The 13,842-nt window shown below is 73.7% G+C and carries 14 protein-coding genes; 7 read left to right on the top strand and 7 right to left on the bottom strand.

Going from position 1 to position 13,842, the window contains the following annotated elements; translation table 11 throughout:
- The first annotated feature begins 36 nt into the window (after positions 1 to 36).
- Complete coding sequence (locus AC0QR5_RS12550) at positions 37 to 1,035, top strand: aminoglycoside phosphotransferase family protein (RefSeq protein ID WP_329861936.1); 999 nt, start codon at positions 37 to 39, stop codon at positions 1,033 to 1,035.
- Positions 1,036 to 1,055: 20 nt separating this feature from the next.
- Here the strand turns inward: AC0QR5_RS12550 and AC0QR5_RS12545 are convergent, their stop codons facing one another.
- Positions 1,056 to 1,865: a glycerophosphodiester phosphodiesterase family protein gene (locus AC0QR5_RS12545; protein ID WP_329861937.1), complete on the bottom strand. Its 810-nt coding sequence runs from the start codon at positions 1,863 to 1,865 to the stop codon at positions 1,056 to 1,058.
- Between the two features lie 29 nt (positions 1,866 to 1,894).
- Between AC0QR5_RS12545 and AC0QR5_RS12540 the strand changes: the two genes are divergently transcribed.
- Positions 1,895 to 2,569, top strand: a complete 675-nt coding sequence (locus AC0QR5_RS12540) for a nitrilase-related carbon-nitrogen hydrolase (protein ID WP_329861938.1) — start codon at positions 1,895 to 1,897, stop codon at positions 2,567 to 2,569.
- A gap of 25 nt (positions 2,570 to 2,594) precedes the next feature.
- Here AC0QR5_RS12540 and AC0QR5_RS12535 read toward each other — a convergent pair whose 3' ends face one another.
- The 5 genes from AC0QR5_RS12535 to AC0QR5_RS12515 all read right to left on the bottom strand — a co-directional run bounded on the left by AC0QR5_RS12535 (position 2,595) and on the right by AC0QR5_RS12515 (position 7,407).
- Positions 2,595 to 3,404 (bottom strand): HAD family hydrolase, encoded by an 810-nt coding sequence (locus AC0QR5_RS12535; protein WP_329861939.1) that lies wholly within the window; start codon positions 3,402 to 3,404, stop codon positions 2,595 to 2,597.
- A 15-nt stretch (positions 3,405 to 3,419) separates the two neighbouring features.
- Positions 3,420 to 4,334 (bottom strand): carbohydrate kinase family protein, encoded by a 915-nt coding sequence (locus tag AC0QR5_RS12530; RefSeq protein ID WP_329861940.1) that lies wholly within the window; start codon positions 4,332 to 4,334, stop codon positions 3,420 to 3,422.
- 31 nt (positions 4,335 to 4,365) lie between these two features.
- Positions 4,366 to 5,205, bottom strand: a complete 840-nt coding sequence (locus tag AC0QR5_RS12525; protein ID WP_329861941.1) for an alpha/beta hydrolase — start codon at positions 5,203 to 5,205, stop codon at positions 4,366 to 4,368.
- 4 nt (positions 5,206 to 5,209) lie between these two features.
- Positions 5,210 to 6,019 (bottom strand): enoyl-CoA hydratase/isomerase family protein, encoded by an 810-nt coding sequence (locus AC0QR5_RS12520; protein ID WP_329861942.1) that lies wholly within the window; start codon positions 6,017 to 6,019, stop codon positions 5,210 to 5,212.
- Between the two features lie 131 nt (positions 6,020 to 6,150).
- The gene (locus tag AC0QR5_RS12515) at positions 6,151 to 7,407 is read right to left on the bottom strand and encodes a carboxylate--amine ligase (protein WP_329861943.1); all 1,257 of its coding nucleotides are present in this window, start codon (positions 7,405 to 7,407) and stop codon (positions 6,151 to 6,153) included.
- Positions 7,408 to 7,523: 116 nt separating this feature from the next.
- Here AC0QR5_RS12515 and AC0QR5_RS12510 point away from each other — a divergent pair, with 116 nt between their 5' ends.
- From AC0QR5_RS12510 to AC0QR5_RS12500, 3 genes are all read left to right on the top strand, one after another.
- Entirely contained in the window at positions 7,524 to 7,826 is a 303-nt protein-coding gene (locus tag AC0QR5_RS12510) for a hypothetical protein (RefSeq protein ID WP_329861944.1), read from the top strand.
- 4 nt (positions 7,827 to 7,830) lie between these two features.
- The gene (locus AC0QR5_RS12505; RefSeq protein ID WP_329861945.1) at positions 7,831 to 10,266 is read left to right on the top strand and encodes an alpha/beta hydrolase; all 2,436 of its coding nucleotides are present in this window, start codon (positions 7,831 to 7,833) and stop codon (positions 10,264 to 10,266) included.
- A 112-nt stretch (positions 10,267 to 10,378) separates the two neighbouring features.
- Positions 10,379 to 10,987, top strand: a complete 609-nt coding sequence (locus tag AC0QR5_RS12500; RefSeq protein WP_329861946.1) for a hypothetical protein — start codon at positions 10,379 to 10,381, stop codon at positions 10,985 to 10,987.
- Positions 10,988 to 10,998: 11 nt separating this feature from the next.
- On the opposite strand, the gene AC0QR5_RS12495 is transcribed toward AC0QR5_RS12500, so the two are convergent.
- Positions 10,999 to 11,733: a FadR/GntR family transcriptional regulator gene (locus AC0QR5_RS12495; RefSeq protein WP_329861947.1), complete on the bottom strand. Its 735-nt coding sequence runs from the start codon at positions 11,731 to 11,733 to the stop codon at positions 10,999 to 11,001.
- A 134-nt stretch (positions 11,734 to 11,867) separates the two neighbouring features.
- Between AC0QR5_RS12495 and AC0QR5_RS12490 the strand changes: the two genes are divergently transcribed.
- A complete protein-coding gene (locus AC0QR5_RS12490; RefSeq protein ID WP_329861948.1) occupies positions 11,868 to 12,425 on the top strand; it encodes a gluconokinase in 558 nt (185 codons plus the stop codon).
- Positions 12,422 to 13,822, top strand: coding sequence for a GntP family permease (locus AC0QR5_RS12485; protein WP_329861949.1), 1,401 nt, complete (start codon positions 12,422 to 12,424; stop codon positions 13,820 to 13,822). Before AC0QR5_RS12490 ends, AC0QR5_RS12485 begins: the two co-directional genes overlap by 4 nt.
- The last annotated feature ends 20 nt before the right edge of the window (positions 13,823 to 13,842 follow it).

Below are 13,842 nucleotides of genomic sequence, written 5' to 3'. Positions count from 1 at the left end.
GCGGCGGCCCCACCCGCGCACCGGTAGGATGGCCCGGTGGCAGAGTGGAACCGGGAGTGGGCCTCCGAGCAGTGGCAGGCCGGGGTCCGGGAATGGATCTCCATGGTCCTGGACACCTACTCGCTGGCCCAGACCGGCCCCCTGGAGCAGAAGCGGATCCGGCTCTGGTCCACGCAGATCGTGGTCCCCACCGACCACGGGCGGCTGTACTTCAAGGCGAACAACCCGGGCCAGCAGGGCGAGGCCTCGGTCACGGCGACGGCAGCCAACCTGGCGCCCGAGCAGCTCGTCATGCCGCTCGCGATCGAACCGGCCCGCGGCTGGATGATCTCCCCCGACTACGGCGACACGCTGACGTCCCTGCCGAGCACGGACTACCAGCTGTGGGTCCGCCTCGTGTGCGACTTCGCGAGGCTCCAGCTCGAGCTCGTCCCCTTCGGCGACACGCTGTTCGACGCGGGGCTTCTGCACATGGACCCGGCCTGGCTGCCCGCCTACATCGACGAGCAACTGGTCCTGCATGCCTCGATGCCTCCCGAGCACCCCCTGCACCTGCCCGCGCGCGACGCGGAGGACCTGCACCGCCAGCTCGACGTCATCCACGGGATGTGCGATTACCTCGCCGCCGGGCCCGTGCCCTTGACGCTGGAGCACAACGACCTGCACCGGAACAACACCTTCCTGCCCTCCACCCCGGACGAGCCGCTGCGCTTCATGGACCTCGGCGACGCGTACTGGGCCCACCCGTTCTCCAGCCTCGGCCGGCCCATCGCCGCGATGTGCGAGGAGCTCGGCACGACGCCGTCGGACCCGCGGATCCGGCGCGTGGTCACGGCCTACCTGGAGCAGTGGCGGGAGTACGGCACGGTCGAGCAGCTGCGCCCCTACGTGGAACCGGCCCTGAGGATCGGGAAGATGCAGGCGCACGGGACGTGGATGCGGATCCTTTCCGGAGCGGACGAGGACGAGCTGCGGCGCTACGCGCACCTGACCCTGCGTCCCCTGGCAGAGCTCATCCAGCCGGTCCTGGGATAGCCGCCACCCCGCCGGCGGGGTCAGCGCTGCGGCCAGGCTCCCCGTTCGGCCAGGACGCCCGCCAAGAGGTCGGCCCGGTCCGTCATGATCCCGTCGACCCCGAGGTCGATCAGCCGGCGCATGTCGCCTGGCTCGTCCACGACCCACACGTGCACGTGCAGGCCCTCGGAATGCGCGTGGGCCAGGAAGCGCGGCGTCACGAGGGGCAAGCGGCCGGACCGCTCCGGCACCTGCAGCGCCACGACGCCGCGCAGCCACGGCCGCAGGAGCCGCTGCAGCCCCAGCGCGGACAGCAGCGTGAAGGCCGCGACGAGCGGAGCTCCCGGGCTCGCGGCCAGGGGTCCGGGCACGCGCCGCTGGACGGCGCGGCGGCGGGCGTCGGAGAAGGAGGCCACGAGCACGCGGTCCCGCGCCCCGTACTGCTCGATCAGGCGCGCCATCGGCTCCGCCCCGGCCGCGTCCTTGAGGTCCACGTTCAGGTGCACGTCCGGCCAGGCGGCCAGGAGCTCCTCGAAGGTGGGGATCGGCTCCGTGCCGGCGACCCGGAAAGCCCCGAGCTCCGCCGCCGTGTGGTCGCCGAGCCGGCCCGACCCGTCCGTGGTGCGCTCGAGCGTCTCGTCGTGGAAGACCATGAGGACGCCGTCCCGGCTGGTCCGCACGTCCAGCTCGAGGTAACGGAATCCCAGCTCGACGGCGGCGCGGAACGCGGCCATCGTGTTCTCCGCCCCGTCCGGCGCGAAGCCGCGATGGGCGAAGGCGAGCGGTCCCCGGGCAGAACCGGGGAGGCTACGATGCAGGTACGGAACCCCGCGCGGGACCGGTGCGTTCACGCGTGACACTCTACGGCAGGAGGCGGCCCGTGGCCCTCGTCCGGCTCGCGCACGGATCCCCCGGTCCGAGCGCCCGGGAGAACCTGGACCTCGTGCGTGCCTGGGCGGAGGCCGCGGCGTACGACGGCGCGGCCGTGCTCGTGACCCCCGAGCTGTTCTGCGCACCGGATCCCACCGCGTCCGGCGGGGCGCTCAGGGCCCGCTTCGCCGAGATCGCGCGCACCTCCGGGATCGCCCTGGTCGCCTCGAGCCCGGAGCACGACGCCGGGGCGCGCTTCGTTGCGCTGAGCTGGTGGGACCGCTTCGGGAACCTCGGCGGGCACGTCCGAAAGCACCGCCCCGGCCCCGCCCAGCTCGCGTCCGGCTTCAGCGCGTGGGACGGACCTCCGGCGGCTGCGGCCCTGCAGGGCGAGGGCCTCGAGGGCGGCGTCATCTGCTGTGCCGACGACGTGGAGATCCCCGAGTTCGCGGCCTTCCTGAAGCATTCCGGCGCCGCGCGGGCGCTCGTGTCGGGCTCCGAAACCACCGCCCTCCTTGAATTCCGTAACGCGCATATACCCGATTCGGCATACTGGAATCCGATGAGATCGGGCGTGCCGTTTTCCCAACGCGGCCCCCTGCCCCAACCGCTCCTGCGCCCCTTGCCGCGGCCCTACGCCGGTTGGTTCGACGCCCGGCCGCCGGAACCGCGCGACGGATCCTGAGCGACGGCTCAACGGCTGCGGCGGGTTAGCGGGGCGTTTCGGCGAGGAGGTCCTCGATAACGCGGGCCACGCCGTCGTCCTCCAGGCTCCGGGCCAGTCCGGCGGCGGCCGCCTTGGCCAGCGGGTGCCCGGAGTCCATGGCATAGCCGCGGCCGGCCCAGGCGAGCATCTCGACGTCGTTCGGCATGTCCCCGAAGGCCACGACGTCCCCGGCCCCGAAGCCGTGCCCGGCGGCGAAGCGCTCCAGGGCCACGGCCTTGTTCACGTCCGGGCGGGCCATCTCCAGCAAGGCGACCCCCGGGGCGGAATGCGTCAGGGCCACGAGGTCCGCCACGGCCGGGTGCACGGCCTCGAAGAACACGTCCGCCGTCGGCGCGGAGGACTTCGCCAACAGCTTCACGACGCCCTCGGCCTCGAGCCGCTCGAGGGGGAACCAGTCCGGCTGGACCCCGTCGAGCCGGCGGAGCTCGGCGGGTTCCACGAACCCCGGTTCCACGTAGAGTCCCAGCGTGGTCTCCGCGGCGAAGCGGGCGCCGGGCTCCAGCCCCAGGATCCGCTCCCGGACCTCTTCGACGGCGGCCGTCGGCAGCGGAGAGGCCTCGAGGATGCGCTCCTCCTCCAGGTCGTACACGAGCGCGCCGTTGGAGCAGATCACCGTGCCGAGGTGGCCGAAGGCGCGCTGGACGGGGCCGAGCCAGCGGAACGGGCGGCCCGTCACGAACACCACGTGGATCCCGGCCTCGCGGGCGCCGCGGAAGGCCGCGACCGTCCTCGGCGAGATGCTGCCGTCAGGATGCAGGATGGTCCCGTCGATGTCGCTCGCGATCAGGCGCATGGCGTGGGCGCCGGGCTAGGGGATCTCGTGGCGGTACGGCGGGTTGGCGCCGGCCCGGGACACCGTGATCGCGGCGGCGCGCGCGGCGTAGTCCAGGATCTCCCCGAGCTGGCCGGGCGTCAGTTGGCGCAGGGCCTCCCGCCGGGCGGCGCCGACGAGCTCGCGGTCGGCGAGCGCCGAGACGAGCGCGGCCATGAAGGAGTCGCCGGCGCCGACGGTGTCCACGACGTCGACGACGGGCGCCTGGGCGCGCGCCGGACCCCCGGCCACGAGCCCCCACGGGCCGCGCGAGCCGTAGGTGGCCACGACCATCGCCGGGCCCATCGCGAGCCAGGCCGCGGCCGTGTCCTCGACGCTGCGGTTCGGGTAGAGCCATTCCAGGTCGCTGTCGCTCGCCCGGACCACGTCGCTCAGGGCCACGAAGCGCTCGACCTGCGCGACGGCGTCGGAATGGTCCTCGACGAAGCTCGGGCGCACGTTGGGGTCGAAGGTGATGGTCGCGTGCGGGCGCGCCCGGCGGACGGCGGCGAGGACGGTGCCCGCCCCGGGTTCCACGACGGTGGCGATCGATCCGGTGTGCAGGACCTGGGCGTCGTCGAGGGCGCGGTGCGCCACCGCCTCGAAGCCGGAGAGGTCCCAGACGAGGTCGAAGTCGTACGTCGCGGCGCCGACGGGGTCCAGGACGCCGCGGGCGGTGCTCGTCGGGAACCCGTCCGGGGACAGGACCTCCCGCACCGAGTTCTCCGCGAGGTGCTGGTGGATCTTCCGCCCGAAGTCGTCGTCGCCGTAGCGGCCCACGAACGTCACGGGATGCCCGAGCCGGGCCAGGCCCACGGCGACGTTCATCGGGCTTCCCCCGACGTAGCTCTTGGGTGCGGCGAGCCCTCCGGACAGGACGTCCACCAGGGCCTCGCCCATGACTGTCAGCACAATGAACCCTCTCGGAGTCGACGCGGTGAATTCAATATACCGGGGCGAACGCCTCCGCCGCCGCCACGCAGGCCGCCCAGGCCGTGGATTCCGGGTTGATCAGGGCGTAGTGGTCTCCCGGGGTCCAGTGGAAGCGCACCGGGTCCCCCGCGGCGCGGGCCGCCTCGGCGTAGCGGATCCCCTGCGCGGACGGGACGTCGAGGTCGGCGTCTGCGTGCATCACGGCGACGGGGACGCCGATCGGCAGCATCGCGAGCGGGTCGGCGCCGCGCCATCGGGCGGGCGCCTCGTCCGGGTCCGCGCCGAGCAGGATCCGGGCGGCGCCGTCGCTCAGCTGCCGGGCCGCGGCGTCGTGCAGGCACAGCACCCCCGACTGGCTCACGACGCCGGCGGGACGCAGGAGCGGTTCCGCGCCGGGCGACCCGGCGGGCAGGACGTGCCGCCCGGCCGCCCACACCGCGAGGTGCCCGCCGGCCGAGTGGCCGATCAGCACCACGGGTCCCGGATCGAGCCCGAGCCCGGCGAACGCCCCGGGGATCAGATCCAGTCCCGCCGCGACGTCCTCGAACGTCTCCGGCCATCCTCCGCGGTCGTCCCCGGGCCCACCGGTGCGCCGGTACTCGAGGTTCCAGGCGGCCCAGCCCCGCGCCGCGAGGTCGGCGGCGAGCGGGCGGCCGAGCCCGGCGTCGTACGCGGTACGCCAGTATCCCCCGTGGATGACGACGGCGGTGCCGCGGTGGGTGCCCGACGGCAGGGTCAGTTCGGCGTACTGGCTCGGCGCGTCCCCGTAGCGGTGCACGGCGGGTCCGTGCGGGGACGGGGTCACGGGGCGGGCGGGCACGGGATCGGCGGGCACCTGCTCGGCGGGCACGTTCTCAGCGGCCGGGGAACGCGGCGCGTTCCTTCGCCACGAACGCGGCGCGGCCCACGGCCGAGTCCTCGGTCGTGAACGCCTCGCGGAAGCCCGCCGCCTCCACCTCGAGCCCCTCGGCGACCCCCAGGCCCTGGACGCGGTGCATGGTGCGCTTGGCGTTGGCGACGGCCGTCGGCGAGACCCGGGCGAGCTCGGCGATCGTGGCGCGCGCGCCGTCCATCAGGGCCGCGGCGTCGTCGAACACCCGGTTGACGAGGCCGATTCCGTGGGCGTGCCGCGCGTCGATGCGCCGGCCCGTGAAGATCAGCTCGCGCGCCTGACCCGCGCCGACGCGCTGCTGCAGTCGCACCGAGCCGCCGAATCCGGGGACCAGGCCCAGGGCGACCTCGGGCTGGCCGAAGGAGGCGTCCGCGGAGGCGTAGATGAAGTCGCACGCCAGGGCCAGCTCGCAGCCGCCGCCGAGGGCGAAGCCGTTGACCGCGGCGATCACGGGCACGGGCAGCTCCTCGAGCCGCAGCGTCACCTGGTGCATGCGCCGGCCGTAGGCCTCGGCCGTGGCGGGGTCCATGCCGTCCATCTCGCGGATGTCCGCCCCGGCCACGAAGGCCTTGGTCCCGGCGCCCGTGAGGACGATCCCGCGCACCGGCCAGTCGGCGTCGCGGCCGATCCCCTCCAGCCGCCCGGTGAGCGCCAGGAGGTCGTCGACGACCTGGTTGGCCAAGGCGTTCAGCGCCTCGGGGCGGTTGACCGTGACGATCAGGGCGTCGCCGTCCTGCTCGAGGCTCAGCGTGGCGTAGCTTCCCCAGTCCATGGGCGCTCCTTTGCGTGGTGGCGGTGCGGCCGCGGGGCCGCCGTGCTGTGGCCAGCATGCCAGATCCCGCCGCCGGGGCTCCAGCGGGCGCCGTGCGGCGGCTGCCGCGTGCCCGGGAGCCGCGGGCCCGGCTACTGCGTGCGCGGCGGGTACTTGGCGTACTTGCGGAACTGGTTCGCGGCGCTGATGGCGAGGTAGAGCAGCCGCCGCGGGTGCCGCTCGGCACGGTAGCGCAGGGGGTTCACGGCCCGGCGGGCGCGGAGCAGGCGGGCGGCCTTCCCGCCGACCGGCCCGCGCAGGTGCCGCTTGAGCAACGGGGCGGGCAGGACGGTGTAGAGCACCTCGGCGTCGGCCACGGCCATCCCCTCGGGCAGCCCCGACGGCTCGAAGTCCGGGCCCAGGGCCGAGCGCACGTAGTAGCGGGCCGCGTTGTGGCCCGCGGCCGTGACGTAGTAGTGGTTGCGGCCCAGGCGCGGATTCAGCTCGAAGAACTTCACCACGCCGTCCCGGGGATCCAGCTTGGCGTCGAACATCCCGAACCCCGTCCAGCCGAGGTGCTCGAGGATCCGCCGGCCCTGGGCGATGACCTCGTCGTCGCGGGCCACGACGATCGCCGCCGAGTTGCCCAGCACGATCGGGGCGTGCTCCTCCACGACCACCTCGCCGTAGGCGGCGAGGCGCACCGAGCCGGGGGCGTCGCAGAAGTACGTGCACAGGCGCATGTTCTCGTCGCCGCCCGGAATCGACTCCTGGAGGATGAACGTGCCCTCGTAGCCGGAGGACGCGATCCGCTCCAGCAGGTCCTCGAGTTCCGCGCGGTCCGCGATCGAGTGCACCTTCTGCTTGCCCGCGAACCTCGCCCGCACCCATGCGGAGGAGTCCGACGGCTTCCCGATGAGGGGGAACGGCAGCTCGGCGGGCAGGGGCCGGGGGTGGGCCCCGGCGTCGTACTCGATCGTGACGGGATGGGGCACGCCCAGCTCGGCGCACAGGGCGTAGAAGTTCTGCTTCAGCGCAGCGCGCTCCATGAGTTCGAGCGGCACGTAGGGGATCGTGTAGAGCGGCTCGAGACGCGCGCGGTGGCGCGTGATGAGCATGACCTGCAGGTCCAGCGATCCGCACAGCAGGAGCGGGCGCGGGTTCGCGCCGTTCCCCGTGAGCTCCGCCCCGAGCGCCAGGAGGTGCGCGACGACAGCGGACTCGTCCACCATGGTGCCCGCCGGGCGGACGTCCACGGCGACCGAGTGTTCCAGGACGCCGTTGGACTGCGCGGGAACGGCGGCGCTGACGACGCCGTAGGCCTCGTGGAACTCGCGGGCCAGGGAATAGGTGCCGATGTCCCCGCCGAGGATGACGGGGACGAACGGTTGGGAGTCCGGAATGCGCATGGGCTCCACGCTACCGGCGCGCCACGGGGAGTTCTCCCCATCGCCACGCCCGCCGGGGCGCGCTAGCGTCGTGTCCGGACGCGGCACCGGCCGCGTCGGGACCCCGGGAGGCCACGGTGAAGTACGAGCTCGACGTGGGCGGCATGCGCACGCTGCTCAACACCCTCGACACCACGGTCCTGGACCTGCCGCAGGACGTGGTCGCGCTCGAGGACGCCGTCGCGGCACTGAAGGGCGCTCTGGGCGGCAGCCGCGGCGCGGCCCGCACCGAGCGCCTCGGCGAGGACGTGCTGGGACCGGACGGCCTCGCCGTCGTCGTGCGCTGCGAGAACGCGGCCGCCGCCGGGCGGGGCGTGCTCGACGCCGTCGTCGACGGGGACGAGCGGATGGCCGACGACGCCCGCGCCAAGGCGTCCTGACGCCATGGTCTACTACCCGCTCGGCGTCGACCTCTCCGCCACCGACGAGCTCCCCGACGCCGAGGCCGTCCGCACCGCCGCGGGCACGCTCAAGGATGCCGCGCAGGACGTCTACGACCACGTCGAGGCCGCGCACACCACGTGGGCGGGGCTGCCCGGGGTCTACGACGGGCCCGGGGAACCCGCGCTCTTCGCGGCCTTCGCCCGGCCGCTGACCGACGCCGAGGACCTCCTCGGCTCGGCGGAGACGGTCCGGACCGCGGCGCGCGCCCTCGCCACGGCGATCACCTCGCTGAAGACACGCCGCACCACCCTGCGGGACACGACCCTGCCCGCGAAGGAGGCGGAGGTCGACCGGGCCACGGACGCCGCCGACCCCCTCCACCACCAGCTGATCGTCGCCCTGGCCCGGGCCGAGCTGCAGGGCATCGCGGACGGCATCGCCGAGGACTGGGAGGCCGCCCAGGACGACTACGACACGGCGCTGGACGGGATCGCCCGGACCGCCACGGACACCACCGCCCACTTCGACTACGGGACGAACTCGGCCGCCGTCTCGACCGCGCGCGAGCTCTTCGAGGCCGCCACCCGCCCCGGGGCGACGGGCGCGGACGTCTCCGCCTACTACGCGCACCTGGCCACGCTCACGCCGGAGCAGATCGAGGCCCTCGGCGCGGCCCATCCCGAGACGCGCGCCACCGCGCCGCCCCTGCCGGTCACGGCCGCGGACCTGGACACGTTCCCGGGCGGGCGCGAGGGCGCCGCCTGGTGGAACGGGCTCGGCGAGGAGGCCCGGGCAGCGCTCCTCGCGACCCTCCCGGCGCTCGTGGGCAACACGCAGGGCGTCCCCTATGCGACGCGGGACGCCGCCAACCGCACCACCCTCGCCCTGGTCCTCGACGACCCCTCCTACACGGCGGAGCAGCGGGCCGCCTACCGGAACATCCGCGAGGCTCTCCTGCCGGCCGGTCCGGACAGCGGACCGCGCGGGCTGCTCTCCTTCAGCCCCGACGGGCGCCCGCTCGCGGCCGTCTCGATCGGCGACGTCGACCACGCCGGGAACGTGACGTTCTCGGTCTCCGGCATGGGCAGCGGCACCCACAACACGACGGGCGAGATGGACAACCTCCAGGACGTCTACGACGGCCTCGGCCCCGGGAGCGCGGCCGTGCTGTGGCTCGGCTACGACTCGCCCGACCTGCCGCAGCACCTGGACACCGCGGGCAGCCCGGAGGTGCTCAACGTGGCGCAGGCCGACGTCGGCGGGACCGCCCTGGCGCACGCGCTCGACGGCTTCCACGAGACGCGCTCCGCCCACGGGGACCGGGAGGTCCCGCAGGTCAACGTCGTCGCCCACTCCTACGGCACCACGACGGCGGCCTACGCCCTGACCCGCACCGAGCACGCCGTGGACCACTTCGTGATGTACGGCTCGGCGGGGATCGATCCGGGCGCCGCGGACCACGCGTCCGACTTCAACGTGAGGGACGGCAACGTCTGGGCGACCCTGGCCTACAAGGACCCCTGGGCGCCGATCGGCCAGGTCGGCTCCTTCTTCGGCGACGTACCCCGGATCAGCCCCACCGACGACGCGTTCGGGGCGCGGGTCTTCTCCTCCGACGGCGAGGGGAACATCCCGGGCCACGCCGGCACGGGCCACGACCAGGTCGCCGGGTCCGCGAACGACGACGGCTGGGGCTACATCGAGCCCGGCAGCCAGTCCTACAACTCGATCATGGCGATCCTCGACGGCCGCGGGGAGTCGATCGAGCTCATCGGGCAGTCCCGGCGGGACACGATGATCGAGGACGTCACGGCCCGGGTCCGTTCCATCGAGGAGGCGTACCAGAACGTCCAGCAGGGCATCGACGACGCGCAGCTGCGCGGCAACGCGCGCTACGACGCGTTCCAGGACGCCGTCTCCGGGTACGTCGACCGGCAGCAGGACGGGGCGAACGCCGCCGTCGACGGGACGCAGCGGCGGGTCGACTCCGCCGTCGACCGCGGCCAGGACGGGGCGGGCTCGCTCATCGACCGCCTGCAGTCCGGGGCCACGCGGCACCTTCCCGGCCCGGTCTCGACGCTGGTCAACGGGGGCGTGGACGCGGGTCAGTCGGTGCTCGACGCCGGGATCGACGCCGGCCAGCACGTCGTGAACAGGGGTGTGGACGCGGGCCAGGGGCTCGTGAACCTGGCCGTCGACGGATTGCAGGGGGCGGGCCACGGCGGGCTCGAGGCCCTCCAGGACCTCGGCAACGGCGGCACGGACGCGCTCCAGGGCGGCGCGGAGCGGGTGCACGACGGCCTGGTCGAGGCCGGGAAGGACGCGGTGACGGGGACGCGGCGCGTCGTCGAGCACCTCACCCGCACCGAGGGGTTCGACGTCGAAGCCGCCATGGATCGTGGAAGGAAGTTCCTCGATGGCCTCAATCCCCTCTAACCCCGCCCGGGAGGACGACGCCGGACGGACGGCCGTGGGGGCCCGTCCCCTCCCGCGGGGCGCCGTGTCGCCCGGGTCCGCCCGGCGGGCCGGTTACCGTAGCGTGGGCTCCATGTTGTCCCGCACCGCCGTCGTCCGGCTCGCCGCCACCCTGATCGCGGCCGGGCTCGCGCTCGGTGCCGCCGCCTGCTCCCCCGCCGCCGAACCATCCCCAGGAGGCTCCACCGCCATGAACCCCACCACCGGATCCGGGTCCGCGGGCGGCCCCGCCGCGCCCGGCAACGCGAGCGCCGAGGAGCTCATGGGCTCGGCGCTCGAGGAGGCCGAGGCCCTCATGGAGGCCTTCCCCGGGACCTGGACGGGCCGCGAGGGGACCCCCTATGCGGCCCGGGACTACCGCGACGGACTGGTCCCGCAGCGCTGCGCCGGCCCGCAGGAGGACGTCTTCCAGTTCCGCCTCGCGCTCTTCGGGCCCGCCCAGGATTCCGCCGAGGAGGCGCTGGCGGTGGCGGAGGCCTTCCTCGTGGAGCGGGGCTACACGCTGCTCGACGGGGCGGGGATCGGCCCGGACGGCCAGGCGAGCACCACGGGGCTGCGGGACGATGGACGCCGCGCGGCCCTCACGGCGGGCCCGGCCGGGATCCGCTACCAGCTCGCGGGCGAATGCTCGACGCACGCCTCGCTCGCCGGGCTGCTCGAGGACCGGCTCGAGGGATCGTAGGCCGGCCCGGGCTACGCCCCGGAGGTCTCGGCGTGGGGGCCGTGGAGCCCGGCGTCGAGGGCCGCGCGGACCTCGTCGACGAGCTCCTGCATGTGGCGCTCGGCCGCGGCACAGTCCCCCGCGGCGACGGCGGCCGCGACCTCCTCGTGCCGCTTGAGCGCGATCTCGCGGGGATTAAAGGGCATCAGGCCCTGGTGCGTGCGGCCGGCCAGGACCTCCGCCACGACCTCGTGCAGCGCCGCGAACATCGAGTTCCCGCTCTCCTCGAGCAGGAGCCGGTGGAAGGCGGTGTCGACTGCGAGGAAGCCCTCGAGGTCGCCGGCCTCGCCCAGCCGGCGCAGCTCGCCGGCGAGGTCGGTCAGGCGCGTCCGGGCCTCGTCGGCGGCCAGGCGGGCGGCACCCGCGGCGGCGAGGGGCTCGACGGCGATGCGCAGCTGGGTGAGCTCCGTGAACTGCTCCTGGCGCCCGGGACCGGCGAGGCGCCACGCGATGACGCGCGGGTCGTAGCGGTTCCAGTGGCGCGGATCGTGGACGACGAGCCCGAGGCGCCGCTTGGGGTAGACGAGCCGCAGGGACTCGAGCACGCGCATGCAGTCGCGGACGACGGTGCGGGAGACGCCGAAGCGCTCTTGCAGCCCGCCGAGCGTGAGCCGGGATCCCGGGGCCAGGACGCCGTCGACGATCTCGCGGCCGAGCTCCTCGATGAGGCGCTCCTGGAGGACGTCGGCACCGGCGGGCAGGTTCATGCTCCGATCCTAGCCAGCACGGCGCCACTCGGCCAGAACAGGTACTACCTTTGCGGATTCAAAGGTGCTATCTTTTATCCGAATCCGGCCCACGCCCGTGGACCCAGGCCAACGATGTCCTCCCAGGAGCCCCCATGGCAGAACCGCCACCCCCGCCCGCGACCCACCTCGTGGTGATGGGCGTCTCCGGGTCCGGCAAGACCACCCTCGCCTCCCACCTGGCCCGCCGCCTCGGCTGGCCGGCCGCCGAGGCCGACGACTTCCACTCCCGGGACAACATCGCCAAGATGGCCGCCGGGACCCCGCTCACCGACGACGACCGCTGGCCCTGGCTGCGCTCGATCCGCGACTGGATGGCCGGGCAGGGGACCGGGCACGCCGGAAGCATCGTCACGTGCTCCGCCCTCAAGCGCAGCTACCGCGACCTCCTCCGCGAAGCCCCGGGCCGCGTGCTCTTCCTCCACGTCACCGGCGATCCGGCGCTCATCACGGACCGCATGGAACACCGCGCCGGGCACTTCATGCCCCCCGGGCTCCTCCCCAGCCAGCTCGAGACGCTCGAGGCGCTGGAAGGCGACGAGTCCGGCGTCGTCCTCGTCAACGACTCCAGCGAGGAAGACCTGCTGCGGCGAGCCCTCGCGTCCCTCGACCTCCACCCCACCCCCTCACCCACGACCACGGAGACCCCATGACCCTCGAAGGTTGGACCCAGACCCTGGGCGCAGGACCCCTGCTCGGCATCGCCGCCGCGGCCATCGCCGTCCTGCTGTTCCTCATCATGAAGCTGCGGATGCACGCGTTCATCGCGCTCATCGTCGTCAGCCTCCTCACCGCGTTCGCGACCGGCATCCCCGCCGGGAGGATCGTCTCCGTGCTCACGGGGGGCTTCGGCTCCACGCTGGCCAGCGTCGCCCTCCTCGTGGGCCTCGGCGCGATGCTCGGCCGGATCGTCGAGACCTCCGGCGGCGCCAAGGTCCTCGCCGACTACCTCATCGACAAGTTCGGGGAGAAGCGGGCGCCGTTCGCCCTGGGCGTCGCGTCGCTGCTGTTCGGCTTCCCGATCTTCTTCGACGCCGGCCTCGTCGTCATGCTGCCCGTCGTCTTCGCCGTCGGACACCGGCTCGGCGGCTCCGTGCTCAGCTACGGCCTGCCCGCCGCCGGCGCGTTCTCCGTCATGCACATCTTCGTCCCGCCGCACCCCGGGCCCGTCGCCGCGAGCGAGTTCTTCGGCGCGAACGTCGGCCACGTGATGATCGTCGGCCTGATCGTCGCCCTCCCCACCTGGTACGTCACGAGCTACCTGTTCGGCCTCTGGGCCGGACGCAAGTGGGTGCTGCCGATCCCGTCGATCCTCGGCCAGGCGGACGCCGAGCACGAGGCCAACCCGCCGCGCTTCGCGACCGTGGTCTCCGTGCTGCTGCTCCCGCTGCTCCTGATCTTCCTCAACACGGGCCTGAACACGCTCAACTCCGCGGGCGTCCTGCCCGAGGGCTCCGCCGACACGCTCTGGTACCAGGTCCTGCGCACGCTCGGCGACACCCCCGTCGCGCTCCTGATCTCCCTCCTCGTTGCCGCCCTCGCACTCGGGCTGCGCCGCGGCATGAACTCCACCGCGATCGAGCAGGTCATGGAGCAGGCGCTCGGCCCCGTCTGCTCCGTCATCCTCATCACGGGCGCCGGCGGCATGTTCGGCGGCGTCCTGCGCACCTCCGGCATCGGCGACGCACTCGCCGACGTCCTGGGCGACCTCGGCGTCCCGCTCCTGCTGGCCGGCTTCCTGATCTCCGGCGTCCTGCGCATCGCCCAGGGCTCGGCGACCGTGGCCCTGACGACGACCGCGGGGCTGCTCACGACCGCCGTCGCGGCCGCCGGGATGAACGACTTCCAGCTCGCCACGATGGTCGTGGCCGTCGCCGCGGGCTCGGTGATCGCCTCGCACGTCAACGACTCGGGCTTCTGGCTCGTCGGCCGCTTCTTCGAGATGGACGTCAAGACGACCCTGAAGACGTGGACCGTGCTCGAGACGCTCATCGGCGTCATGGGCTTCGGAATCGCGGCCGGTATCTTCGCCCTGGCCTCGATCGGCTGACGCCCGGGCCGCGGCCGGCG

Source organism: Arthrobacter sp. J156 (assembly GCF_056172865.1).
Note: the sequence above shows the minus strand (reverse complement) of the source record. Positions and strands in the feature narration are given on the sequence as shown.

Bases quoted from the DNA above. Each gene is read 5' to 3' on its own strand.
- AC0QR5_RS12535 (WP_329861939.1), bottom strand. From the start codon at position 3,404: ATGCGCCTGATCGCGAGCGACATCGACGGGACCATCCTGCATCCTGAC.
- AC0QR5_RS12520 (WP_329861942.1), bottom strand. From the start codon at position 6,019: ATGGACTGGGGAAGCTACGCCACGCTGAGCCTCGAGCAGGACGGCGAC.
- AC0QR5_RS12515 (WP_329861943.1), bottom strand. From the start codon at position 7,407: ATGCGCATTCCGGACTCCCAACCGTTCGTCCCCGTCATCCTCGGCGGG.
- AC0QR5_RS12505 (WP_329861945.1), top strand. From the start codon at position 7,831: ATGGTCTACTACCCGCTCGGCGTCGACCTCTCCGCCACCGACGAGCTC.
- AC0QR5_RS12500 (WP_329861946.1), top strand. From the start codon at position 10,379: ATGTTGTCCCGCACCGCCGTCGTCCGGCTCGCCGCCACCCTGATCGCG.
- AC0QR5_RS12495 (WP_329861947.1), bottom strand. From the start codon at position 11,733: ATGAACCTGCCCGCCGGTGCCGACGTCCTCCAGGAGCGCCTCATCGAG.
- AC0QR5_RS12490 (WP_329861948.1), top strand. From the start codon at position 11,868: ATGGCAGAACCGCCACCCCCGCCCGCGACCCACCTCGTGGTGATGGGC.
- AC0QR5_RS12485 (WP_329861949.1), top strand. From the start codon at position 12,422: ATGACCCTCGAAGGTTGGACCCAGACCCTGGGCGCAGGACCCCTGCTC.